22 protein-coding genes are annotated in these 23,344 nt (G+C 41.1%); 13 read left to right on the plus strand and 9 right to left on the minus strand.

Going from position 1 to position 23,344, the window contains the following annotated elements; all coding sequences use genetic code 11:
• The first annotated feature begins 363 nt into the window (after positions 1 to 363).
• The 5 genes from LRS05_RS09480 to LRS05_RS09500 all read left to right on the plus strand — a co-directional run bounded on the left by LRS05_RS09480 (position 364) and on the right by LRS05_RS09500 (position 4,045).
• A complete protein-coding gene (locus LRS05_RS09480; protein WP_257868103.1) occupies positions 364 to 2,370 on the plus strand; it encodes an ATP-dependent helicase in 2,007 nt (668 codons plus the stop codon).
• 451 nt (positions 2,371 to 2,821) lie between these two features.
• The gene (locus tag LRS05_RS09485) at positions 2,822 to 3,097 is read left to right on the plus strand and encodes a hypothetical protein (RefSeq protein ID WP_257868104.1); all 276 of its coding nucleotides are present in this window, start codon (positions 2,822 to 2,824) and stop codon (positions 3,095 to 3,097) included.
• Positions 3,090 to 3,335 (plus strand): nucleotidyl transferase AbiEii/AbiGii toxin family protein, encoded by a 246-nt coding sequence (locus LRS05_RS09490; protein WP_257868105.1) that lies wholly within the window; start codon positions 3,090 to 3,092, stop codon positions 3,333 to 3,335. Before LRS05_RS09485 ends, LRS05_RS09490 begins: the two co-directional genes overlap by 8 nt.
• Before the next feature lie 23 nt (positions 3,336 to 3,358).
• Positions 3,359 to 3,739: a nucleotidyl transferase AbiEii/AbiGii toxin family protein gene (locus tag LRS05_RS09495; protein WP_257869260.1), complete on the plus strand. Its 381-nt coding sequence runs from the start codon at positions 3,359 to 3,361 to the stop codon at positions 3,737 to 3,739.
• Between the two features lie 30 nt (positions 3,740 to 3,769).
• Positions 3,770 to 4,045, plus strand: coding sequence for a hypothetical protein (locus LRS05_RS09500; protein WP_257868106.1), 276 nt, complete (start codon positions 3,770 to 3,772; stop codon positions 4,043 to 4,045).
• Positions 4,046 to 4,432: 387 nt separating this feature from the next.
• Here the strand turns inward: LRS05_RS09500 and LRS05_RS09505 are convergent, their stop codons facing one another.
• The 5 genes from LRS05_RS09505 to LRS05_RS09525 all read right to left on the minus strand — a co-directional run bounded on the left by LRS05_RS09505 (position 4,433) and on the right by LRS05_RS09525 (position 8,462).
• On the minus strand, positions 4,433 to 4,687 hold the full coding sequence (locus LRS05_RS09505) for an MmcQ/YjbR family DNA-binding protein (RefSeq protein WP_257868107.1): 255 nt from the start codon (positions 4,685 to 4,687) through the stop codon (positions 4,433 to 4,435).
• Positions 4,688 to 4,695: 8 nt separating this feature from the next.
• Positions 4,696 to 5,889 (minus strand): alanine dehydrogenase, encoded by a 1,194-nt coding sequence (locus tag LRS05_RS09510; protein WP_257868108.1) that lies wholly within the window; start codon positions 5,887 to 5,889, stop codon positions 4,696 to 4,698.
• Between the two features lie 56 nt (positions 5,890 to 5,945).
• Positions 5,946 to 6,353, minus strand: coding sequence for a tRNA (adenosine(37)-N6)-threonylcarbamoyltransferase complex ATPase subunit type 1 TsaE (gene tsaE, locus LRS05_RS09515; protein ID WP_257868109.1), 408 nt, complete (start codon positions 6,351 to 6,353; stop codon positions 5,946 to 5,948).
• A gap of 13 nt (positions 6,354 to 6,366) precedes the next feature.
• Positions 6,367 to 7,920, minus strand: coding sequence for a bifunctional response regulator/alkaline phosphatase family protein (locus LRS05_RS09520; RefSeq protein ID WP_257868110.1), 1,554 nt, complete (start codon positions 7,918 to 7,920; stop codon positions 6,367 to 6,369).
• Between the two features lie 239 nt (positions 7,921 to 8,159).
• The gene (locus LRS05_RS09525) at positions 8,160 to 8,462 is read right to left on the minus strand and encodes a hypothetical protein (protein WP_257868111.1); all 303 of its coding nucleotides are present in this window, start codon (positions 8,460 to 8,462) and stop codon (positions 8,160 to 8,162) included.
• Between the two features lie 159 nt (positions 8,463 to 8,621).
• Here LRS05_RS09525 and LRS05_RS09530 point away from each other — a divergent pair, with 159 nt between their 5' ends.
• The 8 genes from LRS05_RS09530 (at position 8,622) to sucD (ending at position 16,067) form a co-directional block, all read left to right on the plus strand.
• The gene (locus LRS05_RS09530; RefSeq protein WP_257868112.1) at positions 8,622 to 9,854 is read left to right on the plus strand and encodes an HD domain-containing protein; all 1,233 of its coding nucleotides are present in this window, start codon (positions 8,622 to 8,624) and stop codon (positions 9,852 to 9,854) included.
• Between the two features lie 23 nt (positions 9,855 to 9,877).
• Positions 9,878 to 10,897: a UDP-3-O-(3-hydroxymyristoyl)glucosamine N-acyltransferase gene (gene lpxD / locus LRS05_RS09535; RefSeq protein WP_257868113.1), complete on the plus strand. Its 1,020-nt coding sequence runs from the start codon at positions 9,878 to 9,880 to the stop codon at positions 10,895 to 10,897.
• Positions 10,898 to 10,912: 15 nt separating this feature from the next.
• The gene (locus LRS05_RS09540) at positions 10,913 to 12,301 is read left to right on the plus strand and encodes a bifunctional UDP-3-O-[3-hydroxymyristoyl] N-acetylglucosamine deacetylase/3-hydroxyacyl-ACP dehydratase (protein ID WP_257868114.1); all 1,389 of its coding nucleotides are present in this window, start codon (positions 10,913 to 10,915) and stop codon (positions 12,299 to 12,301) included.
• 12 nt (positions 12,302 to 12,313) lie between these two features.
• A complete protein-coding gene (gene lpxA, locus LRS05_RS09545; RefSeq protein WP_257868115.1) occupies positions 12,314 to 13,102 on the plus strand; it encodes an acyl-ACP--UDP-N-acetylglucosamine O-acyltransferase in 789 nt (262 codons plus the stop codon).
• A 63-nt stretch (positions 13,103 to 13,165) separates the two neighbouring features.
• Positions 13,166 to 13,732, plus strand: coding sequence for an elongation factor P (gene efp, locus LRS05_RS09550; RefSeq protein ID WP_257868116.1), 567 nt, complete (start codon positions 13,166 to 13,168; stop codon positions 13,730 to 13,732).
• 91 nt (positions 13,733 to 13,823) lie between these two features.
• Positions 13,824 to 14,753: a UDP-3-O-(3-hydroxymyristoyl)glucosamine N-acyltransferase gene (locus tag LRS05_RS09555; RefSeq protein WP_257868117.1), complete on the plus strand. Its 930-nt coding sequence runs from the start codon at positions 13,824 to 13,826 to the stop codon at positions 14,751 to 14,753.
• A 1-nt stretch (position 14,754) separates the two neighbouring features.
• Positions 14,755 to 15,117: a nuclear transport factor 2 family protein gene (locus tag LRS05_RS09560; RefSeq protein ID WP_257868118.1), complete on the plus strand. Its 363-nt coding sequence runs from the start codon at positions 14,755 to 14,757 to the stop codon at positions 15,115 to 15,117.
• 77 nt (positions 15,118 to 15,194) lie between these two features.
• Positions 15,195 to 16,067: a succinate--CoA ligase subunit alpha gene (sucD, locus tag LRS05_RS09565; RefSeq protein WP_257868119.1), complete on the plus strand. Its 873-nt coding sequence runs from the start codon at positions 15,195 to 15,197 to the stop codon at positions 16,065 to 16,067.
• Positions 16,068 to 17,311: 1,244 nt separating this feature from the next.
• Here sucD and LRS05_RS09570 read toward each other — a convergent pair.
• The 4 genes from LRS05_RS09570 to recG form a co-directional block, all read right to left on the minus strand.
• Entirely contained in the window at positions 17,312 to 18,025 is a 714-nt protein-coding gene (locus tag LRS05_RS09570; protein ID WP_257868120.1) for a hypothetical protein, read from the minus strand.
• 375 nt (positions 18,026 to 18,400) lie between these two features.
• Entirely contained in the window at positions 18,401 to 19,882 is a 1,482-nt protein-coding gene (locus tag LRS05_RS09575; RefSeq protein ID WP_257868121.1) for a hypothetical protein, read from the minus strand.
• Positions 19,879 to 21,060: a hypothetical protein gene (locus tag LRS05_RS09580; protein WP_257868122.1), complete on the minus strand. Its 1,182-nt coding sequence runs from the start codon at positions 21,058 to 21,060 to the stop codon at positions 19,879 to 19,881. The genes LRS05_RS09575 and LRS05_RS09580 overlap by 4 nt, the downstream gene beginning before the upstream one ends.
• Positions 21,061 to 21,139: 79 nt before the next feature.
• Complete coding sequence (recG, locus tag LRS05_RS09585) at positions 21,140 to 23,245, minus strand: ATP-dependent DNA helicase RecG (protein WP_257868123.1); 2,106 nt, start codon at positions 23,243 to 23,245, stop codon at positions 21,140 to 21,142.
• Between the last annotated feature and the right edge of the window lie 99 nt (positions 23,246 to 23,344).

Here is a 23,344-nt window from a genome sequence, read left to right on the forward strand (position 1 = left end):
AAATGAGGAGGCAGAAAAAAATGGCTGTGATGGCGTAAACACCAACAGGCTTAAAACCATACTTAACTTTTGGTCTATTAAACACTGGATTAAAAGGAAAAGTGTAGATTATTCTAAAAACCATATAGCTGTTTTATGCCTTCAGAATAATGAGCTATTAAAAGAAAAGCTGGAAAAACGTCATGAACTTGCCTCGTTTATTGTTGAGTACTTTTATGATAAAACCCTCATCGAAACTTCTATAGGCAATACAGATAAAGATGAGGTTTTGGTGGAGTTTTCAGTACACGAACTAAAAGCTGCCTATTACAACAGCTTTAGCCTTTTCAAAAAGAAATAAGCATCGATGATGTTGAGGATACCTTGTTTTACCTGTCACGGATTGAAGCGATAAAGATAGAAGGTGGCTTTCTTGTGGTCTATAACCGCTTAACCATTGAACGTACCGAACAGGACAATAAAAAACGCTATACCAAAGACGATTATCAAAAGCTTAACCAGTTTTACGAAAGTAAGGTGCAGCAAATACATATTGTTGGAGAATATGCCCAACGTATGATTACCGATTACAGAAATGCGCTTCAGTTTGTAGAAGATTATTTCCAACTGAATTACAGTGTTTTCTTAAACAAGTATTTTAAGGGTAGCAGGCAAAATGATATTAAACGGAATATAACACCAGCTAAATTCAGGCAGTTGTTTGGTGAGCTATCGCCTACACAATTGAAAATTATCAACGATAACGAAACCCAGCATATAGTTGTGGCTGCCGGACCGGGAAGTGGAAAAACAAAAGTGCTAGTCCACAAACTGGCTTCCTTGTTGTTGATGGAAGATGTGAAGCACGAACAGTTACTAATGCTTACATTTTCGAGGGCTGCGGCTACCGAATTTAAAAAGCGCCTTTTAAAGCTGATTGGTAATGCAGCCAACTTCATTGAGATTAAAACATTCCATTCCTATTGTTTCGATTTGCTAGGGAAAGTTGGCACTTTAGAAAAATCAGCTAATATTTTAAATACTACAGTTGATAAGATTAAGAATGGTGATGTTGAACCCAGTAAAATTACTAAGACCGTTTTAGTAATTGACGAAGCCCAAGACATGAATGCAGAGGAGTTTGCTTTAATAAAAGCATTGATGGAGCAGAATGAAGAAATGCGTGTTATTGCAGTGGGAGACGATGACCAAAATATCTACGAATTTAGGGGTGCGAATGCTAAATATCTGGAGCAGTTTATTTATGATAACAAGGCACTAAAGTATGAGTTGGTTGAAAATTATCGAAGTAAAAACAATTTGGTAGCATTTTCAAATCAATTTGTACAGCAAATTCAGCACCGCCTTAAAGTAACACCAATCATTGCTAATCAATCTGATAATGGAAAAATAAAAGTAGTAAGGTATCAAAGCAATAATCTTATAACACCGCTTGTAGACGATATAGCTACTTCAGACCTTTCAGGAACTACTTGTATAATTACAAAAACGAATGAAGAAGCTGTAAAAATCAACGGGCTACTTTTGAAAAATGGGATTCAGGCGAAACTGATACAATCTAATGAAGGTTTTAGTTTATATAACCTTGCTGAAGTCCGATTTTTATTGAATAAGGTAAATGTAGGAGCTGATGTTTACACCATAAATGATGAAGTTTGGGATAATGCTAAACGGGAACTGACTACTGTATTTCGTAACAGCAATAAGTTAGAAATTTGCCTGAACATCATTAAAGATTTTGAAACCACAAATCCATATAAAAAGTATAAATCAGATTTAGAGGTCTTAATCCGGGAATCTAAACTTGATGATTTTTATAATCATAACGGCGAAACGATTTTTGTATCTACCATTCACAAAGCAAAGGGGAAAGAGTTTGACAATGTATTTCTTCTACTCGAAAATTTTATTCCGGCAACTGATGAAACCAAACGGCAATTGTATGTTGCAATGACCCGTGCGAAAGTCAATTTAAATATTCACTTAAATGGAAATTATCTTAATCATTTGTTTGCAGAAAAAATTGAACAGATAAACGACCCTGGACATTACTCTGCGCCGGATAAAATTTCTGTACATGCCACATTAAAAGATGTATGGCTGGATTATTTTAACAATAAACAGTACTTGATTTCTCAACTGGTAAGTGGCGATACGTTACGGATTAACGGAGATGAATGCCTGAATGGAAATGGGCAGTCTGTTTTGAAATTTTCAAAGGATTTTCTCAAAAAAATTGATGAAATGAAATCAAGACGTTATGAATTAAAAAGCGTGACAGTGAATTTCATTGTGTACTGGCTTAAAGAAGGAGCAGCTCAGGAAATTAAAATAATTCTGCCCGAGCTATATTTTGAAAAAAGTACTTAAAATCAATTCATTTTAATATCATTACATAGTTAGCCTGTCTAATATTTTTTTGTATCTTTGCATAAATTTTTAATTTAAATTTCTTGCATTGGTATGTGATTTTCAATATCTTTATTTAAAGAATAACACGATGAAAAAATCAACAGAACTCAAAAAACATCTTAGGCGAGGGAACGTATATAGACGAATAATCTTGAAAAATGGTCTAATTCGGTTGATAGACACCTCACTGAACTTGTAAGTGAAGGAACGTTACAAAAGCTTTCGCAAGGCCTATATTATTACCCAAAAGAAACAGCTTTTGGAATAGTCCCCCCTGATGAGAAAGTTTTGGTTCGTAGTTTTCTAAAGGACAGTAAATTTCTCCTCACATCGCCGAACGACTATAACAGGCTTGGAGTTGGTACAACTCAGCTTTACAACAAAAGGGTTGTTTATAACAAGAAACGACATGGCGAACTTGGAATTGGGAGGTCGAAAGTTTTTCTTTCATATAAAACCCCGTTTTCCGAAAGAAGTAACTCAGGAATTTTTACTTGTGGATTTGGTTAATAATCTTGATGCGCTTGCCGAAGACACTAACCTGGTTTTATCAAAAGTTCAAAGTAAGGTTAGGACATTGGATATGGAAAAACTTCGCCAAAACGTGAAAGCCTATGGTAGTGTGAAAGCGAAAAAGCTATTTCTACCGATGCTAAACACACAATGTAATCAAAACTATGCCTAAGAAGTATCTTCATGAACATCCGGATTTTGTAAGCCTACTGGAAATTATAGAAAAAGAAACAGGAATTCAGATTCAGCTAATCGAAAAAGATTACTGGATCATGCACGTGCTTTATGGGTTGCAAAAGCAAGGTTTAAATTTTGAATTAAAAGGAGGTACATCATTATCAAAAGCATATAAAATAATAGACAGGTTTTCGGAGGACATGATATACACATCAAACCGCCTGCGGATTTAGCAGTAGACGAAAATCCGAAGAAGATTAAAGATGAAAGTGTTCAGTCACGGAAAGAATATTACGATTGGCTTGCAAATAATATTAAAATCGATGGTATTATTTCGGTAGAGCGGGACTATGATTTTGATGACGAGTCTTATTATCGTAGCGGCGGCATCAGGTTATACTATGAGTCAAAAAAAGGTTATGTAAAAGGCCTAAAAGATGGTATTTTGCTTGAAGCTGGCTTTGATACGGTAACACCTAATTCAAAAATCTCAATAAGTTCTTGGGCATACGACAAGGCTGAAGCCAATGCAAAAGTTTCTGTTCTCGACAATAGAGCATTTGAGGTCGCCTCTTATCATCCTGGTTATACTTTTGTTGAAAAATTACAAACAATTGCGACAAAATACAGGCAGTAACAAAATGGTGCCGAAGTTCGCCCAAACTTGATGCGCCAATATTATGATGTATATTCTTTATTAGCGAATAAAGAGGTTCAGGAATTCATCGGTACAGTGGAATATTTTGAACATAAGAAGACCCGCTTTCCAAAAGCTGACCTTGAAATACCAATTGTAAAAAATGAGGCCTTTCTTTTAAATAATCCTGAAATCAGGGATGCATTTAGAAAACGCTATATAGCAACTGCTTCATTATATTATAACGGTCAACCTGAATTCAATGATTTATTGGAGCGCATAAAATCGAATATTGAAAAATTATAATGTCTTGGAAATAGATTCAATATGAAAGCATATAATAATCATTAAATTCAATGTATAAAATCAGTACCTTTGTGTATCGATTTAGTTCATTCAACATCAGATTTGCAGGCTTGCTTAAAAGATATTTAGTTGATTTGTGGCAATTTCATGGCAATAATGCTTTACGAAATTCAAAAAATACAGCATTGACGCGGGTTTAGAAAATAGGTTCTAATCCCTCATCGCCCACCATAAAGGACAAAGAAGTTTTTTTACTCTTTGTCCTTTTTTTATGCTTGTCTAACAGTATTACAATCTACAAACCCAATTCAGCTATCACTTTCTTCGGCAACTTAGCCTTAACTAGCTCATAAGATTGTTTTATAAGAAACTCCGTTTCAAATTGTTTTAGTCTTTCAATATCAATAACCGTGACCCATTTATTTTTGGCGAAGTAGGGGGCAGGCTTGAAGTTTTCGCGGGTGCTGATTCGTCATAGTCGTCAGCGTGGACCTTAAACGCGATAGATGTCGGCAGGGCTTCAAGGTCAATCACACAGAACATTTTGCGCGCAATCATAAAGACCAAGTCACTCTTCCATTTAATTTCGCTTTCCACATGTGGCAGGGCGTTGCAAATCTGCTGAATCTGATTGATGTCCATTACAGCATTTAAAACACAATCAGGTTAATATCAGCATACTTTAATCCAAACCAGTCGGCAATCGAGCGATTGGTAAGCAGCCCGTGGTAATTGTAAATGCCATGCTTTAATCCCGGGTTGCAGCGTATGGCACTTTCTATGCCGCCGTCTTCTGCAATTTGCAATAAAAACGGACTAATAATATTGCTGATAGAAATAGACGCTGTTTTACTGTAACGTGACGGAATATTAGGAACACAGTAGTGTATGACGTTATTTTTTACAAATGTCGGCTTTTCGTGGGTTGTAACCTCGCTGGTTTCAAAACAGCCACCGGTATCAATGCAAACATCTATGATGACCGACCCGCGTTTCATGTGTTCCACCATCGTTTCGCTTACTATTATCGGCGTACGGTTTTTGCCGCGCATGGCGCCAATGGCCACATCACAACGCATAAGGGCTTTAAGTAATGATTTTTCCTGGATGGTTGAAGTAAATATACGTTGGTTAAGGTTATTCTGCAGGCGGCGCAGTTTCGTAATGCTGTTATCAAACACCTTGACGCTGGCGCCAAGACCTAATGCAGTCTTTGCGGCAAATTCAGCAACAGTACCTGCGCCGATAATCACGACTTCGGTAGGTGGTACCCCCGTAATATTACCCAACAACAGGCCTTTACCTATTTTCTGGTTGATCATAAGCTCGGCAGCAATGAGTACAGAGGCCGTACCTGCAATCTCGCTAAGTGATTTTACGGCGGGGTAGGAGCCGTCTTCGTCTTTTATAAACTCGAAGGCCAGGGCGGTGATTTTCTTTGCTGCAAGGGCCTCAAAATACTCTTTTTTCTGTGTTTTTAATTGTATAGCGGATATGACAATTGTTTCCGGGTTCATCATCCCAATCTCTTCCAACGTAGGCGGTTCAACCTTTAATATCATAGGGCAGCCCAGTACTTTTTTTGTATCGTGTGTAATTTCTGCACCGGCGTCGCTGTAATCTTTATCACAGTAGCTTGATGTAAGGCCTGCACCTGCTTCAATCATCACCCTGTGTCCGTGTGATGTAAGTGAATTTACAGCATCTGGAGTGAGGCAAATGCGGCGTTCCTGGTATGATGTTTCTTTGGGTATGCCAATAAACAGGTCACTGCGCTGCCTGCCCACTTCAAGTTTCTCTTCCTGTGGCAGCAATTGTTGTTTTGTAAATGGTGTAAGCGACATGGTTGGTTTTGCTTTGGTGGCTTCTAATTTACAGAAAAAAAGTATAGGTTATGTAACTATTTTACAGTAAGATGCCTCTTGCCGTCGGGTAACTGTTTTATGGTTATAGAGGTATGGTCAAGCGGGATAAGGTTGGGCGTTTTCTCGGGCCATTCTATAAGGCATAAATTTCCGGAATAGAAGTATTCGTCAAGCCCCATATCATAAGCCTCTGTTTCACTGTTTAACCGATACAGATCAAAATGGTACAGCGTATCACCTGCCTCGGTTTCGTATTCGTTCACAAGCGAAAAAGTCGGGCTTGATGTCATTGAGGTAACGCCAAGCTGCCTTGCTATTGCCTTGATTAGCGTTGTTTTGCCAACACCCATGCCTGCATGAAAAAGCATGGTTTTCTTTACGTTATGTGACAGTATCTGTTTTGCTGCACTGTCTATCTCCTCTAGTGAGAATGTGATTTCCATATAATATCCCTGCTTATTTAGGGTTGAACACCAGGAACGGAATTATCATCTCCTCAAGCGAAATACCTCCGTGCTGGTAAGTATTACGATAATAGCTTACATAATGGTTAAAATTATTCACATAAGCCAGGAAGAGGTCCGTTTTTGCAAAGATATAAGAACTGCTCATGTTTATGGTAGGCAGCTGTATGGTTTTTGGGTCTTTTACATGATAAACATCACGGTCTTCAAACGTAAGGCTGCGGCCGGTTTTATAGCGCAGGTTCAGGCTGGTGTTACGGTCGCCGATAACCTTGCTTGGGTTCTTTACATTAATGGTGCCATGGTCGGTAGTCAGGATGAGCTTCATGCCAAGTTGCTGCGCCTGCTGAATCATTTCAAGCAGCGGCGAATTACGGAACCAGCTCAGCGTAAGCGAACGGTACGCTTTATCATTGCTGGCGAGTTCTTTCACCACATCCATTTCTGTCTTGGCGTGAGACAACATGTCAACAAAGTTGTAAACTATTGTAGTAAGGTCATTGTCCTTCAGCCCGCGGAAATTCTCTACAAGCTTTCTTCCATCGCGGAAGTTTGTAATTTTATAATACTCCTGCTTAAGGTTGCTAAGTCCCAGGCGGCGCAGCTGATCGGTCAGGAATTCAGCTTCATAGAGGTTCTTACCGCCTTCATCAACATCATTTTTCCAGTACTGTGGTAGTTTTTTCTCCATTTCAAGCGGAGTCAGGCCTGAAAATATAGCATTACGCGCATATTGTGTAGCTGTTGGAAGGATTGAGAAGTAGGCAGACTCTTTTTCTAATTTGTAATGGTTCGCTACAACACTTTCAAAAGCTTTCCACTGGTCATAGCGAAGGTTGTCAATAACCACAAATAGTATAGGCTCTTTCTTCTTCAGTTCCGGAACAACAAGCTCACGGAAAAGGTTGTGCGAGAGTACCGGTTTGTCGGCTTTCGGCTCAAACCAGTCTTCGTAATTGTTTTCGATGAATTTAAAAAACTGTGAGTTTGCCTCAAGCTTTTGTGATTCCAGTATCTCTACCATGCTTTGGTCTTCAATACCTTCCAGTTCCATTTCCCAGAATATCAGGCGGCGGTAAAATTCAACCCACTCTTCATAGGTGCGCACCATCGACATATCCATAGATATCTTCCGGAATTCCTTTTGGTAGTCAAGCGTAGTCTTTTCTGAAACAAGCCTTGAATTATCAAGGTTTTTCTTCAGAGAAAGCAATATCTGGTTAGGATTCACTGGCTTTATGAGGTAATCGGCAATTTTAGAGCCTATGGCTTCCTCCATAATGTATTCTTCTTCGCTTTTAGTGATCATCACCACCGGAACCGAAGCCTTTTTTTCTTTTATTTCGGCAAGAACTTCAAGCCCGCTAAGGCCCGGCATATTCTCATCAAGGAAGACGATGTCAAAGTTATCCTCATCAAACATATCTATGGCATCCTGGCCATTATTAGCTGTGGTGACCTTATAATTTTTCTTTTCAAGGAAAAGTATGTGGGGTTTCAGCATGTCTATTTCATCATCAACCCAAAGTATCTTTATCTCATTCATATTTATGAGGAATTTCTGTAATAAATAACTACGCTAAGGTAGATTTATTTTATGCTTTTTGTGCTAATTTTTTTATAAAAAGAGAAATAGCTTTTTAGCTGCTAAGCCACTAAGCTTTAACGAGAGGCTAAGGAGCTTAGAAGCTGAAAGCTTAGCAGCTTCCTCTCGAAAAAAAAGGCCTGCAAATATTTCTTTGCAGACCCTTCCTTCAATAACCTAAGTAACAAAAAATAACGTTATTATTGTTTTCCGGTAGTTGAAGTGTTTTTATTTGTAGTTGTGGCGGGCTCTGTTTTTGGCGGCCTTGCGGCATCACGCCTGTTAGCTTTCATATCCTCAGTCTGCTGTTTTTGCAGTTGCCGGGAGTTGTCTGGTAGCTTATCATTATCGGCCCGTACCTCTGCTGCAACTTTAGCGTCGCGCTGCACCTGCCTCTCTGTAACCACGGGTGGTTCCTGGTTTAGCCTTTCCTGTTCTTCATTTATCTGGGCTGCTGCTGCCAGTGAAAGTAATAACGCAGCTGTTACGAGTATATTTTTCATGTCGCGTGTGTTTACGTATATAAAATTAAGCAGAAGATTTTACAGCTTATACCTTGATATTCAACATTAACCAATCTTTAACGGTATCTATTAAATTAACTTAAAGCTTCTTACAGCCCACTGAACCAATATTATTATCTTTGTTTAAAATTGCCTGAAGTGAGCGAAATCAATAAGCTTAAGATACTCAATGACCCAATTTACGGGTTTATATCCATTACTAATCCTCTTGTTTACGACCTGATACAGCACCCGTATTTCCAGCGGCTGCGCAGGATATCCCAAATGGGTATGACTTATCTGGTATATCCCGGGGCGCACCACACGCGTTTCCATCATGCGCTGGGATGTATGCACATCATGCAGAAGACCGTTGCGGTGCTTCGCTTTAAAGGTGTTGATATATCAGATGAGGAAGAAAACGCGCTTTGCATTGCTATACTTTTGCACGATATAGGTCACGGGCCGTTCAGCCACGCCATGGAACACAGCATTGTAGAGAATGTAAGCCATGAAAGCATTTCGCTGCTGTTTATGGACAGGCTTAATGAAATATTTGACGGACAGCTATCTCTCGCGATAAAGATTTTCAGGGGGCAATACCACCGCAAATTCATGTTGCAGCTTATCTCCAGCCAGCTTGATATGGACCGTATGGACTATCTTAAACGCGACAGTTTTTATAGTGGTGTAGCTGAAGGCAATATAAACAGCGAGCGCCTTATCCAGATGCTGAATGTGCAGGACGATATGCTTGTGATAGAGGAGAAGGGAATCTATTCGGTTGAGAAATTCCTTGTGGCACGCAGGCTAATGTACTGGCAGGCTTACCTGCACAAAACCAGCGTAGCGGCAGAGCTTATGCTTACCAAAGTGTTGAAACGCGCTAAGCAGCTTACCCAGCAGGGCATATCGCTGGAGTGCAGCAGGCCGCTGAAGTTTTTCATGGAAAACCATATTTCCCTGGAAGATTTTGATAATACAATTCTCGATACTTTCTCACGCCTGGATGATTTTGACGTAATTTCAGCTATTAAAGAATGGCAATACCACGACGATTATGTACTGGCCGAACTTTGCCGGATGATTATAAACCGTGACTTGCCCAAAATCAAGCTCCATGCCCAAAAAGTTAGCAAAGAAGAGGTAGTGAGGTTAAGGTTGCAGCTAATGGAAAGAACCGGGCTTACAGAAAAAGATGCTGCTTATTTTGTTTACCGTGGCACTATTAAAAACCAGGCGTATAATAAAAAGGAAGAACCTATACACATCCTTAAAAAAGACGGCACTATTGAAGACGTAGCCGAAGCGAGCGACCAGCTGAATCTAAAGGCACTTTCTAAGCCGGTTACCAAATATTACCTGTGTTATCCAAAATCCCTTAACTTTTAATTAAATTTTATATTTTTGTCGGGATGAAATTTACAGCAGCGCAAATAGCAGGTATTTTGGAAGGCGACGTGGTGGGAAACCCTGGGGCTGAAGTATACAAGCTGGCTAAAATTGAAGAAGGCACTGACGGTTCGCTTACATTTCTGGCAAATCCAAAGTACCAATCCTATATATATTCTACAAAAGCAACTATTACAATAGTTAACCGCACTTTTGAGCCTGAAAGTGAAATAACTACTACACTTATAAAGGTTGACGACGCCTATAAAGCATTTTCTAAGCTGCTTGAATACTACAATCAGGTAAAGCTCATGAAATCAGGTATTGAGCAGCCTTCTGTAATTTCAGAAAATGTTACTTACGGTACAGATCTTTACCTGGGCAGTTTTTGTTACCTTGGCAAAAATGTAAAGATTGGCAACAACGTAAAAATATACCCCAACACTTTTGTTGGCGATAATGTAACCATTGGCGATAACTGCATATTATTTGCAGGTGTACGTGTTTACAGCGAGACCGAAATTGGCAATAACTGCACATTTCATTCAGGCGCCATCATAGGCTCAGACGGGTTTGGCTTTGCCCCTAACGAAAACGGGGAATACAACAAAGTGCCGCAAATAGGCAATGTGATCATAGAAGATAATGTTGACATAGGCGCATGCACTACTATTGACAGGGCAACGCTTGGCTCAACGATCATAAAAAGAGGCGTAAAGCTTGATAACCAGATACAGATAGCACACAATGTTGTTATTGGCGAGAATACCGTAATAGCATCGCAAACAGGTGTTGCCGGCTCTACGAAGATTGGCAAGAACTGCATTATCGGCGGGCAGGTAGGTATTGTAGGGCACATTACAATTGGCAATAATGTACGTATACAGGCGCAATCTGGTGTTGGTAAAAGCATTCCTGACGGTGAGGCTGTACAGGGAAGCCCGGCGCTCGGCTATTCAGATTTTAATAAATCATACGTACACTTCAGGAATCTTCCTAAAATAGTATCTGATATTGAAGACCTTAAAAAAGGAAATGAGTAATATAAAGTTCATATAATGGTTAAACAAACCACAATCCAAAACGAAGTTTCATTAAAGGGCGTAGGGCTGCACACCGGTAAAGAAGTAACAATCACCTTTAAGCCCGCACCGGTAAACAACGGTTATACTTTTGTACGTGTTGATCTTGAAGGACAGCCTGTTATAGAAGCCGATGCCAATTATGTAGTAAACACGCAGCGCGGCACCAACCTTGAAAAGAAAGGTGTAAAAATCCAGACATCAGAGCACGTGCTTGCAGCATTTGTAGGTTGTGATGTTGACAATGTGATAATAGAGCTTGATGCCAGCGAACCGCCTATTATGGACGGTTCTTCAAAATTCTTTGTGGAAGCCATTGAAAAAGCCGGGGTAGTTGAACAGGATGCCGAGCGTAATGTATATGTTGTAAAAGAAGTTATATCTTATATTGATGAGGCCACAGGCAGCGAGATCATCGTTATGCCGGCTGATGATTACCAGGTAACGGCGATGGTAGATTTTGGTACTAAAGTGCTTGGTACACAGAATGCTACAATGAAGAATATCAGCGAATTTAAGTCGCAGATTGCTGACTCGCGTACATTCAGCTTCCTGCATGAGTTGGAAACATTGCTGAACAACGGACTTATAAAAGGAGGAGATCTTAACAACGCCATTGTGTATGTTGATAAGGAAATTTCGCCTGAAACAATGGAAAGCCTGAAGGTGGCTTTTGGTAAGGATAATATATCGGTAAAACCAAACGGAATACTTGATAACCTTACGCTGCATTACCCTAATGAGGCTGCAAGGCACAAGCTGCTTGACGTAGTGGGCGACCTGGCGCTTATCGGCACAAGGATAAAAGGTAAGGTTATTGCCAACAAGCCCGGGCATTTTGTGAACACGCAGTTTGCCAAGAAATTAAATAAAATCATCAAGATAGAACAGCGCAACCAGGTACCGGTGTATGACCTGCACAAAGAGCCGCTAATGGACGTGAATAAGATCATGACCATGCTCCCGCACCGCCCGCCGTTCCTTCTTGTAGATAAGATACTGGAAATGAGCGACAGCCATGTAGTTGGGCTTAAGAACGTGACCATGAATGAGAGTTTCTTCGTGGGCCACTTCCCGGGTGCTCCGGTAATGCCGGGCGTACTTATTGTGGAAGCCATGGCACAAACGGGTGGAATCCTGATATTGAGCAGTGTGCCTGACCCGGAGAACTACCTGACATATTTTATGAAGATTGACGGTGTGAAGTTTAAGCACAAAGTATTGCCGGGCGATACCCTGGTTTTTAAGTGCGACCTGATATCACCTATACGCCGCGGAATATGCCACATGCAGGCCCATGCCTATGCCAACGGCAAGCTTGTAGCCGAAGCCGAACTAATGGCGCAAATTGTAAAAAACAGCTAACCTGAGAGTTTTATGAATCAACCTTTAGCATATGTACATCCCGGCGCCAAAATCGCTAAAAATGTAGTGATTGAGCCTTTTACAACTATACACAACAATGTGGAGATAGGCGAGGGCACCTGGATAGGCAGCAACGTAACTATTATGGAAGGTGCCCGTATAGGCAAAAACTGTAATATATTTCCCGGTGCGGTAATAAGCGCACCACCGCAAGACCTTAAATACCAGGGCGAAGAGACCACAGCAGAAATTGGCGACAACACTACAATAAGGGAGTGTGTAACTATAAACCGCGGTACAACCGACAGGATGAAAACCGTAATTGGCAAAAACTGCCTTATCATGGCCTACTCTCACGTAGCACATGACTGCCTTGTGGGTAATTACTGTATTTTCTCAAACAATACCAACCTTGCCGGCCATATCACTGTAGGAGATTATGTAGTGCTTGCAGGTATGGTGGCAGTACACCAGTTCTCAACAATTGGCAATCATGCTTTTGTAACAGGCGGCTCGCTTGTGCGTAAAGATGTTCCGCCGTATGTTAAGGCTGCACGTGAGCCGCTTAGCTATGTGGGTATCAACTCGGTAGGGCTTCGCAGGCGTGGCTTTACATCAGAGAAGATTACTGAAATTCAGAACATTTACCGTATTCTTTACCAAAAGAATTACAACGTAAGCCAGGCAGTTGAAATCATTGAAGCAGACATGGAGGCGACTCCCGAACGTGATGAGATTATCATGGCAATACGCAACTCGCCTCGCGGTGTAATGAAAGGTTATACAGGCGGTAACATATAAGTTGGCTGATGCTTTGAATTCAGCAATAAATTGAACGCAAACAAATTAAACATAAACTAAGAAATGGCAACTACAGCAGATATAAGGAACGGCCTGTGCATTAAATTCAACCACGATATTTACAAAATTATCGAATTCCTTCACGTAAAACCAGGTAAAGGCCCAGCTTTCGTAAGGACAAAACTTAAAAGCCTTACCAATGGCAAAGTGCTTGACAATACATTTTCAGCCGGCCATAAGATTGATACTGTGAGAGTTGAAACGCATAAGTTCCAGTTCTTATATGCTGAAGGCGACCAGTTCCACTTCATGCACGCTGAAACATACGAACAGATTTCACTGAGCAAAGATATTCTTGATGCACCGGATTTATTAAAAGAAGGTGAGCAGGTAATGGTAATCTGGAACACGGAGACTGACGCACCGTTATCTGTTGATATGCCTGCATCAGTAGTTCTTGAAGTGACTTATGCTGAGCCGGGAGTTAAAGGCAACACGGCTACCAACGCCACCAAGCCTGCAAAGGTAGAAACAGGAGCATCGGTAAACGTTCCGCTTTTTATCAATGAAGGCGACAAGATCAAGATAGATACTGCTACAGGACAGTACATGGAGCGTATTAAAGAATAAGTTAATTTGAAAATTTGGAAATTTGCTAATTTGAAGATTCAGAACCAGCATTTCCAAATTTTCAAATATTATAATTTTCAAATTAAAGAAAATGAAATTCCCAAAGACATATCCCCTTCATGAAATAGCCAAAATCATTAGCTGTGAATACGTTGGCGATGCTTCATTCCCTGTTGAAGGCATGAATGAAATTCATGTGGTTACGCCTGGTGATATTGTATTTGTGGATCATCCGAAATATTATGACAAAGCTTTGCAGTCGGCGGCTACCATCGTCCTCATCAATAAGGAGGTGGAGTGTCCTGAAGGAAAAGCATTGCTGATTTCAGACGATCCATTTCGGGATTTCAACAAACTGTCGAGGCATTTCAGGCCTTTTCAGGCGTCAAACGTATCGATAGCTGCTTCCGCAGAAATAGGCGAGGGTACTGTTATTCAGCCCAATACATTCGTAGGAAATAATGTAAAGATTGGCAGAAATTGCCTTATTCACAGCAATGTTGCGATTTATGACAATACTATAATTGGTAATAACGTAATTATACACGCGGGTACAGTACTTGGAGGCGATGCATTTTACTATAAAAAGCGACCTGAAGGATTTGACCAACTACTTTCAGGCGGGCGTGTAGTGATTGAAGATAATGTCGGGATTGGAGCACTATGTACTATAGATAAAGGGGTTACGGGTGACACAACCATAGGTGAAGGCACTAAACTGGATAATCAGGTACATGTAGGCCATGATACCATAATTGGTAAAAAATGCCTGATAGCAGCGCAAACAGGTATTGCAGGATGTGTGGTGATTGAAGACGAAGTAACGCTTTGGGGTCAGGTAGGTACAACCAGCGGCATAACCATTGGAAGTAAGGCAGTTGTACTGGCTCAAACCGGTGTAAGTAAGTCGCTTAAAGGAGAGAAAGTATATTTTGGGACACCTGTTGAGGAATCCCGGGAGAAGCTAAAACAGATGGCCAACGTAAAGCGTATACCCGAAATTTTAGAAAAGCTGAAGTGATATGAATGCAAAAGAACTTGTAACGGAATATTACAAACTTGAAGGTTTCAGGGATGTTGCCGCAAGTGAGCGGTTTATTCATGACGACCTTCAACTAAAATGGCACAGCTCTAAAGGTTACCTTGAGCTTGACAAAAATGACTTCATCGCCCTTGTTACCGAAATGGGCAAGTCATACTGTGGTTCAAGGCTGGATATCAGCCACATAGTTGCTGAGGGAGACACTGTTACTGTGCGATATACACACTATGTTTGTGCCATTGAAAACCCATCAGAAGAAATGACCCTGGCACACTTTGTAGTAATCTGGGAAGTGAGAGACAATAAACTGTACAAAGGCTACCTGATGAGCCAATTGGGTTAAAAAAATAACAATATAATCACCCAAAACCGGGCATTAATTGCTAAATTTGCAACAACCAAAAAATAACATAAAATATCATGAGTGTTTTAGTAAATAAAGATTCTAAAATAATTGTTCAGGGTTTTACCGGCAGCGAGGGAACATTCCACGCGTCGCAAATGATAGAGTACGGAACTAACGTAGTAGGTGGCGTAACGCCCGGAAAAGGCGGCACTACACACCTTGACCGTCCGGTTTTCAACACAGTGAAAGACGCTGTTGAAATTGCAGGGGCCGATACAACTATCATCTTCGTACCGCCCGCTTTTGCTGCAGATGCCATCATGGAAGCTGCCGAAGCCGGTATTAAAGTAATCATTACGATAACTGAAGGTATCCCTGTGGCAGACATGATAAAAGCATACGATTACATTAAAGGAAAAGACTGCCGTTTGGTTGGCCCGAACTGCCCCGGCGTAATTACTCCGGAAGAAGCTAAAGTAGGCATCATGCCTGGATTTGTATTCAAAAAAGGTACGGTAGGTATCGTTTCTAAGTCAGGAACGCTTACGTATGAAGCTGCAGACCAGGTAGTTAAGCAAGGCCTTGGTATAACAACTGCTATCGGTATCGGTGGTGACCCAATCATCGGGACTACAACTAAAGAGGCGGTTGAGCTTCTTATGAACGACCCTGAAACTGAGGCTATTATAATGATTGGCGAGATTGGCGGCCAACTTGAAGCTGATGCTGCAAAATGGATTAAAGCTGACGGTAACCGCAAACCTGTAATTGGCTTTATTGCAGGTGAAACCGCGCCAAAAGGCCGTACAATGGGCCATGCCGGAGCTATCGTGGGTGGGGCGGACGACACTGCCGAAGCCAAAAAACGCATCATGCGTGAGAATGGAATTCACGTGGTTGATTCGCCTGCCGAAATCGGTAAAAAAGTGAAGGAAATTTTAGGATAATCTTTACATGATATAAAGATTAAAGCCACTTGATCGAGTGGCTTTTTTTATTTAGAATCCTGTTAAAAACGGAGTGTTTTTGCTTTATACTTCTTTTTACGACCTCCAAACGCATTTTTTAACAAAACTTAATTTGTTGATTTTCAGCACAAGTATTTCTTTTATGCTGCTCTTTTCAAAGCCGTCAAGAGAAGCATTTAACAACCTGTTAACTTTTACCCTAAGAAAAATCTGCCTTTTAAAATAATCGATGAACGGCACAATTTTGAAAAGGTTTTGTAACTACCTTCTCAAAATGCCAGCGTACCTTTGCAGCAGGAAATAAAAAAGCCTCCCAGGACTGGAGAGGCATCTTCAATCATTCCCGGATATTCACCGGCAGCGGCACAGGGGGCTGGTGCGCTACAGGCTTAAAATCGTCCGGATGTTTCCAACTACACACGCGGCAGTCACAAACAGCATTCGTAAATTCTTCTTCAATTTTTCAGTGTTTTTTGGTTATCCAACACTGCAAATATATAGGCGTTTGTAATCCTTCATCATCTTCTTCTATATCTTCTCTCTAATCAGCTATAAGGTTTTCTTATAGTAGGTATTAGGTCTTAGGTCTTACGTATACAGACCGTTCTTTGACATACTGATTTAATCTTTCAGAACTGCTTAGGTGAACAGCTATGCCATCCCGATGAAGTTCCATGTCGAACGCAGCTTGCGGAGTTGAGACATCTAAAGCATGACTGTAGCAGTCACGCTGAGCCTGTCGAAGCGCCGCAAGAGTGAAGCTAGTTCCACTCTCGCGATGGTTTAGCGGTGTGTTTAGGGGAACGCGGATAACGCGCCTGCCCGAATGGTACAGGCGGGGATTTAGCAGATTCACGCAGATTTTCCAACAAGACTGTAGCAGTCACGCTGAGCCTGTCGAAGCGCCGCATAAGTGAAGCTAGTTCCACTCTTGAGAGAGTTAGCGGTGTGTTTAGGGAACGCGGTAACGCGCCTGCCCGAATGGTACAGGCGGGGATTTAGTAGATTCTCGCAGATTTTCCAACAAGAGTGAAGCAGTCACACTGAGCTTGTCGAAGTGCCACCCGAGTGAAGTAATTCCCCCTTTATAAGCAGGGGGCTAGTTCCCCTCTTGAGAGGGGTTAGGGGTGTGTTTATGGTTAGGTGTGCTATGGGCCAGAAGGCATAAAAAAAGCCGCACCGTAGTGCAGCCTCTGTATAATTCTTAGGGGAAAGAAAGCGTATTATAATTTCTGGTTGCTCTTTTTAACGATTTTTTCTATTCTTTTGTCAAGGTCACCCATCAGTTCCTCAAGCGCGCTCTCACACATCGGCAGCACTTTAGCAGGCTTCATGATAGGCACACCGCCGGCCATAACGCCCGTTTTCTTAGAGTTCTCGCCTTCAGTGATGTTAAACACCTTTTCGCCCTTCTTGTTGAAAAGCGCAATATTGGTAGTCGCCCTCATTTTTGTAGTGGCAGTACCGCCAATACCAAAGCCTTTCTGCATAGCGAAATCAATCCAGACAAACATCACGCCGTCGTACTCAGAGAACATTTTGGCCATAGCCGTTTCGTTCTTCTTGCCCCAGTTGTGGTTAATCGCCTTGTAGCCCTCAATTGTGGTATAATTGGTAGCATTGCGGTCACCCGGGTAGTCCGAAACCCATGCCTGGTACTCCGGCTTGCCTGTAACAAGCTTCTCGTCAACCAGCTCAAAAGGGAACTTCTTGGCATAATCATTAAAAAACGCCGTGTGGTAACGCTCCAATAGCGGCTGAAGGTTAAACGACGGGTCGTTGGCAAGGTCGGCAATAATTTCTGCGCCGCCCATACCCACATCGGTAAGGTCAACCGACTTATCGGCAAAAAACGTTACAACCGCAACCTTCTTCTTTTGTGCAAAGCCTGTAGTCACAACCAAAAGCATCGCTAGCACCAAAGTAATTTTCTTCATAAATAATTGTTTATTAAGATTTTAAATCGGGTGCAAAGAAAGCATAACCAAATGAATATACAATGACCTGTATGTTAAATTTTTAAGAAGCGAAAGGCATGGGCTTTACCGGCAGGCGTAATTCCCGCCCTCGCCTTTATCCCGCAAAAGTAAAGTCACACTGAGCTTGTCGAAGTGCGGCTTTACGGTAAGGTTAGTCTGAACTTGTCGAAGTATAGGCTTTGATTGCGGGGATACCGTGTCTGTCGGGGCTAGGAAGAAGCTGTTTGGTTTGCTTTTAATTTTTACTAAAACGATATTTTCGCTCTCGCTTTTGAAATGCTTCTTTGCCTCCTTCAACTATTTCAGCAATATGTTCCTTAACACCCATAGATTTTAAAATATCTTTTTTATTATTTTTTCAAATGAATTTTCTAAAGAACCATTAATGTAGTCAAATTGCAATTCACTATCATTTTCATCTTCATTTTGACCATATTGATGCGCAACTACTATATTTTCACTATCAGCATTAACAACAATATTTGGATTATGTGTCACAATAATTATCTGTCTTTGAACTTTTTTATCTTGTAAATAAGTTATTAAGTCTGTGGTAATGGAACGATTATCCAAATTATCTTCGGGTTGATCAATTAATAAAGGCCCTGGCGATTTACTTAGACCTACAATCAATTTTAAAATTACAAAGCTTGCTTTTCCGGTCGACATATTGTACAACGTGTCATTAAGTGAAGAAACTTCCCAATGATCAAAGAAGTAATCTTTCATTAAATCTTTAATTGCTGACTTGTAGTCAACATTCCTGACTAATACATATTTTTCATTATACATCAATTTAAAAATGCTCTGAAGTTGTGCTTTCACCTCTTCATAATTAAATTCAGTATTATTGTTTGTCCCAACAACAATTTCAAAATCTTTGTAAGATTTACTGATTCCATTACTAATACGAAACATATTTTCTCGAAACTTTTTTATGTTCAATCGAACACTGCCTGTAATAGTCAAACTCTTATCTTCCAGATGCTTAACACGCTCTCTGAAGTGCTCAATAAGATTCACATACTCCTGATAATTTTGGTCATATAAGTCAAAAATTTTACGGTAGTCATCTTTAACAGCTGCTCGTTTAAGTTCTATTTCTGCATTTTTTTGCTCTATCGCATTTAATCGTTCTTTGTCATCTAATATGTCTTTTTCTAACTTTAGAATTTTGTCTTTAATTTCGATACTTTTTAAATATTTTTTTAGTTCTTCATTAATATGAGATAGTTCAGTTTGTAAAGGATTTAATTGCTGTGTAATGATATTATCTTTAAAAAACGAATTGCTTTCGTCAACTCCTAGCTCAATAGATATATTTTCGATCAAAGATTTTAATTCTTCAATGGTGGAATATCGATCCTTGTAGAAATCTTTAATAGATTGTGTTGTTAAGGTACTCAGGAAAAATTCCTTTCTTGACACTTGATCATTAATCATTGATTTTAACTCATCATTATAATTCACAACTTTTTGGTAATCATTATAAATTTGAGTAATATCAAAATTTAACTTTTGCTGTCTAGCAACCAACTCGTTATAACGGGTCATCTCATCGTCAGATAGCCCTAACTCTGCTTTTAACTTTTCAATCAGCTCTTCATTAACCTTAATACTATCCTTTATAGCATCAATATTGCCCATTTTTCCTAGAGCTAATTTCAAATCTTTTAAATTAGCTTTAATATCGAAAAAGCTATTTATTAAATTTTCTCGCGCACTGTCATTGTTTTTAACCTTATGTAAAAAGCTATCGTAAATTGCTTCAAATTTTTTATCCTCTAATAATAACTCCCTTACAAGTTTATTCAATTCATTACCTTTTTTATATTTTTTTCGGCAAGTTCAGATAAATAATTTTGTGGGATATATTTGATTTCAGGCAGAATACTCGACTCATCATCTTTACGACTTACGGATTGCTCCGCGCCAGATTTAAGTGTGACTTTAAAATCAAAATTTTCAAAATTATATTTGTATTGATATGTATTGGTGTCTGGATTTTTATATTTTAAAACGCTTCTATCAGTTCGATCGGGTAGAAGAGTTTTAGCAATATTGTATAACAAAATAGATTTGCCTGAAGATTTTCCCCCAATAATTACATTTAAATTTTCATTTAGAAATATTTCTTTAGTTGTAAATCTGTTATCTTCAGTAACAAATTGAATCTTATCAATTATTAATCTTGCATCTTTCTCATCGGGCTTATCTGCTTGAATACGTACTCGATGTTCAGGCTCATAAATAATTTGTTTAAACCCCTCAAATGTGATATCAGCTTTAATCCATGTAAAGTTTTTTCCAATATCATTAATAGTATGAGCATCACTACAATAGATAACAGGTTTTGCAAGCAAATTATAAATATGGCGTTTACCAACTGTATTTAAAAAGAAGTCACTGTCTTCTTTTTTTGAAAAAATAATTGAACTCTTTTGGTCAAGTTTTGTAGCAAGATTTATATTTCTTTCTTTATTATCTGGGCAAAATCCTCCATAACCCTTAAATGGGCCAACAAGTACAAAATCATCACCCTCTTTAAAATCGTTATGAAGAATTTTATAAAGATCATCAAAGCTAACTGTTACGGAAGCATATCCATAAGTAGCTAAGTTTTCTGGGGTACAATAAATGTTATCAGCTCTAAGGTTATTCAATTTTAGCCTCGCTAAAGTTTGATGGACCTTGGTAATATCAATTTGCGGATTGAATAGAACATGATAGTTTATGAATTCATTATCTTTATTTTTATCATTTATTCTAAATTCTATATTTGGAATTACTAAGCATCTTCCTGCCAAAGCATTTTTTACGTCGTCAATTTCTTGTTTTGAAATAAAGAAATAGTTTGTTAGTCCAATTACGGCAATATTCTCAGCTAGTATTTTATTGGCGAAATCTTGGATTGTACAATTGTAGTTATTATTTAAATTGGAAAAGGGACTATGTACATGTAGATCCCATTTTCTCCATTCTGATCCTCTCATATCGGTAAGGTAATTTTGATTATTATGCCAAATTAAAATAAATTTAACATATTTACAAGTATCTTACAAAATATAAAGATTAACTAATCCACCCCCAAACTTCCTTCTTCCGTGTAATCTCCATATACGCATGGCGCATGGCGGCGTTTTCAGGCAGCACCATACGCGGGTCGGCATGTAAAACCTGCAGCGCCTTTTCGCGGGCAAGTGCAAGAATGTCACGGTCACGCACAATGTCGGCAATCTGCAGGTTCAGCACACCACTCTGCTGCTTGCCCATAATATCGCCGGGGCCGCGCAGCTTCAAGTCAACGTCGGCAATCTCAAAGCCGTCGTTGGTGCGGCACATGGTGTCAATGCGCGTAAGGGTATCGTTGCCCAGCTTGTGGCCCGTCATCAGTATACAGTAGCTCTGCTCGGCCCCGCGGCCCACGCGCCCCCGCAGCTGGTGCAGCTGGCTCAGCCCAAAACGCTCGGCGCTCTCAATCACCATCACGCTGGCGTTGGGCACATTCACGCCCACCTCAATCACGGTAGTCGCCACCATAATGTTAGTCTTCCCGGCGGCAAAGCGCGCCATCTCGCTGTCTTTTTCGGCAGGTTTCATCTTGCCGTGCACAATGCTCACGCTGTACTGCGGCAGCGGGAAATCGCGCGAAATGCTCTCATAGCCGTCCATCAGGTCTTTATAGTCCATCTTCTCGCTCTCCTGTATCAGCGGATACACAATATACACCTGGCGGCCCTTGGCAATCTCCTCCCGCAAAAAGGCCCACACCTTAAGGCGGTTGCTGTCATACCGGTGCACGGTTTTAATAGGCTTGCGGCCGGGCGGCAGCTCATCGATCACGCTGATGTCGAGGTCGCCATACAGGCTCATGGCCAGCGTACGCGGAATAGGGGTGGCGGTCATGACCAGCACATGCGGCGGAATGGTGTTTTTGCGCCACAGCTTGCTGCGCTGCTCAACGCCAAAGCGGTGCTGCTCATCAATCACGGCAAGCCCCAGGTTTTTGAACTGCACCTTGTCTTCAAGCAGGGCATGCGTACCAATGATAATGTGCAGGCTGCCGTCTTCCAGTTGTTCATGGATTATCTTGCGGTCGGCTTGCTTGGTGCTGCCGGTAAGCAGTTTTATGTTTATACCGAGAGGTTCGGCAAGTTCGGTGAGTCCATTATAATGCTGGTTGGCAAGTATCTCTGTCGGAGCCATAAGGCACGCCTGGAAACCGTTGTCCAGCGCCAGCAGCATGCTCATCAGCGCCACAATGGTTTTGCCTGAGCCTACGTCGCCTTGCAATAACCGGTTCATCTGCGCGGGCTGGCCAAGGTCATGGCGTATCTCTTTGATAACACGCTTTTGGGCCTCGGTAAGCGCAAACGGCAGGTGGTTCTGGTAAAACTCGTTAAACAGTGTACCGACCTGCGTAAACGGGTTGCCCTTTATCTTGTGCTTGCGTATCTGGTTCTTCATGATAAGCTGCAGCTGTATGAAAAACAGCTCTTCAAACTTAAGCCGGAACTGCGCCTTGTGCAGAATCTCCTGGCTCTTCGGGAAGTGTATGTTGAACAGCGCCGCGTTCTTCGGGATGAGTTTCAGGTCGGCGAGCAGGGAAGGAGGGAGCGTCTCGGCAAACTTCGCCTGCGTTTCGGTAAAAAGCTGCATCATCATCTTGTTGACAACCTTGTTGGTCACACCGCGCTGGGTGAGCTTTTCTGTCGAAGGATAAATAGGCTGCATGGCGCTGCGCAGGCTGGCCTCGTGTTCGGCCAGGGGTTCCATCTCGGGGTGCGCCATGTTGAATGTTGCCCCAAACTGCGTCACCTTCCCGAACACCACATACGGCAAGTTTACCTTCAGGTTCTCGCGAATCCATTTCTGCCCCTGAAACCATACCAGTTCCATTTCGCCGGTGCCATCGGTAAAGGTAGCCACAAGGCGCGCCTTTTGCTTTTCGCCTACGGTCTTCAGGTGGATGACTTTCCCTACCACCTGCACCTCACTGTTGCTTGCCACCAGCTCACTGATCTTGTAGTACCGCGTACGGTCAATATACCGGTTCGGGAACAGGTTCAGCAGGTCGGCATATTTATGAATGCCCAGCTCTTTCCGGAGCAGCTCACCGCGCGCCGGGCCCACACCTTTCAGGTATTCAATAGGAGTATCGAGAGGATTGTTCATCATCGCGAAGATAAGGAAAAAGTACCTGAGAGCCTTAGTGCCTGAGTACCTGAGATTCGAGCAAGAGTGAAGCTAAATTCCCCCTTCGGGGGTTAGGGGGCT

The organism is Flavobacterium sp. J372 (genome assembly GCF_024699965.1).
Classification (GTDB): domain Bacteria; phylum Bacteroidota; class Bacteroidia; order Flavobacteriales; family Flavobacteriaceae; genus Flavobacterium.

Excerpts from the sequence above, each read along its gene's own strand:
- LRS05_RS09485 (WP_257868104.1), top strand. The coding sequence starts at position 2,822 with ATGGCGAACTTGGAATTGGGAGGTCGAAAGTTTTTCTTTCATATAAAA.
- LRS05_RS09490 (WP_257868105.1), top strand. The coding sequence starts at position 3,090 with ATGCCTAAGAAGTATCTTCATGAACATCCGGATTTTGTAAGCCTACTG.
- LRS05_RS09500 (WP_257868106.1), top strand. The coding sequence starts at position 3,770 with ATGCGCCAATATTATGATGTATATTCTTTATTAGCGAATAAAGAGGTT.
- LRS05_RS09505 (WP_257868107.1), bottom strand. The coding sequence starts at position 4,687 with ATGGACATCAATCAGATTCAGCAGATTTGCAACGCCCTGCCACATGTG.
- LRS05_RS09510 (WP_257868108.1), bottom strand. The coding sequence starts at position 5,889 with ATGTCGCTTACACCATTTACAAAACAACAATTGCTGCCACAGGAAGAG.
- tsaE (WP_257868109.1), bottom strand. The coding sequence starts at position 6,353 with ATGGAAATCACATTCTCACTAGAGGAGATAGACAGTGCAGCAAAACAG.
- LRS05_RS09520 (WP_257868110.1), bottom strand. The coding sequence starts at position 7,920 with ATGAATGAGATAAAGATACTTTGGGTTGATGATGAAATAGACATGCTG.
- LRS05_RS09525 (WP_257868111.1), bottom strand. The coding sequence starts at position 8,462 with ATGAAAAATATACTCGTAACAGCTGCGTTATTACTTTCACTGGCAGCA.
- lpxD (WP_257868113.1), top strand. The coding sequence starts at position 9,878 with ATGAAATTTACAGCAGCGCAAATAGCAGGTATTTTGGAAGGCGACGTG.
- LRS05_RS09540 (WP_257868114.1), top strand. The coding sequence starts at position 10,913 with ATGGTTAAACAAACCACAATCCAAAACGAAGTTTCATTAAAGGGCGTA.
- lpxA (WP_257868115.1), top strand. The coding sequence starts at position 12,314 with ATGAATCAACCTTTAGCATATGTACATCCCGGCGCCAAAATCGCTAAA.
- efp (WP_257868116.1), top strand. The coding sequence starts at position 13,166 with ATGGCAACTACAGCAGATATAAGGAACGGCCTGTGCATTAAATTCAAC.
- LRS05_RS09555 (WP_257868117.1), top strand. The coding sequence starts at position 13,824 with ATGAAATTCCCAAAGACATATCCCCTTCATGAAATAGCCAAAATCATT.
- LRS05_RS09560 (WP_257868118.1), top strand. The coding sequence starts at position 14,755 with ATGAATGCAAAAGAACTTGTAACGGAATATTACAAACTTGAAGGTTTC.
- sucD (WP_257868119.1), top strand. The coding sequence starts at position 15,195 with ATGAGTGTTTTAGTAAATAAAGATTCTAAAATAATTGTTCAGGGTTTT.
- LRS05_RS09570 (WP_257868120.1), bottom strand. The coding sequence starts at position 18,025 with ATGAAGAAAATTACTTTGGTGCTAGCGATGCTTTTGGTTGTGACTACA.
- LRS05_RS09580 (WP_257868122.1), bottom strand. The coding sequence starts at position 21,060 with ATGAGAGGATCAGAATGGAGAAAATGGGATCTACATGTACATAGTCCC.
- recG (WP_257868123.1), bottom strand. The coding sequence starts at position 23,245 with ATGATGAACAATCCTCTCGATACTCCTATTGAATACCTGAAAGGTGTG.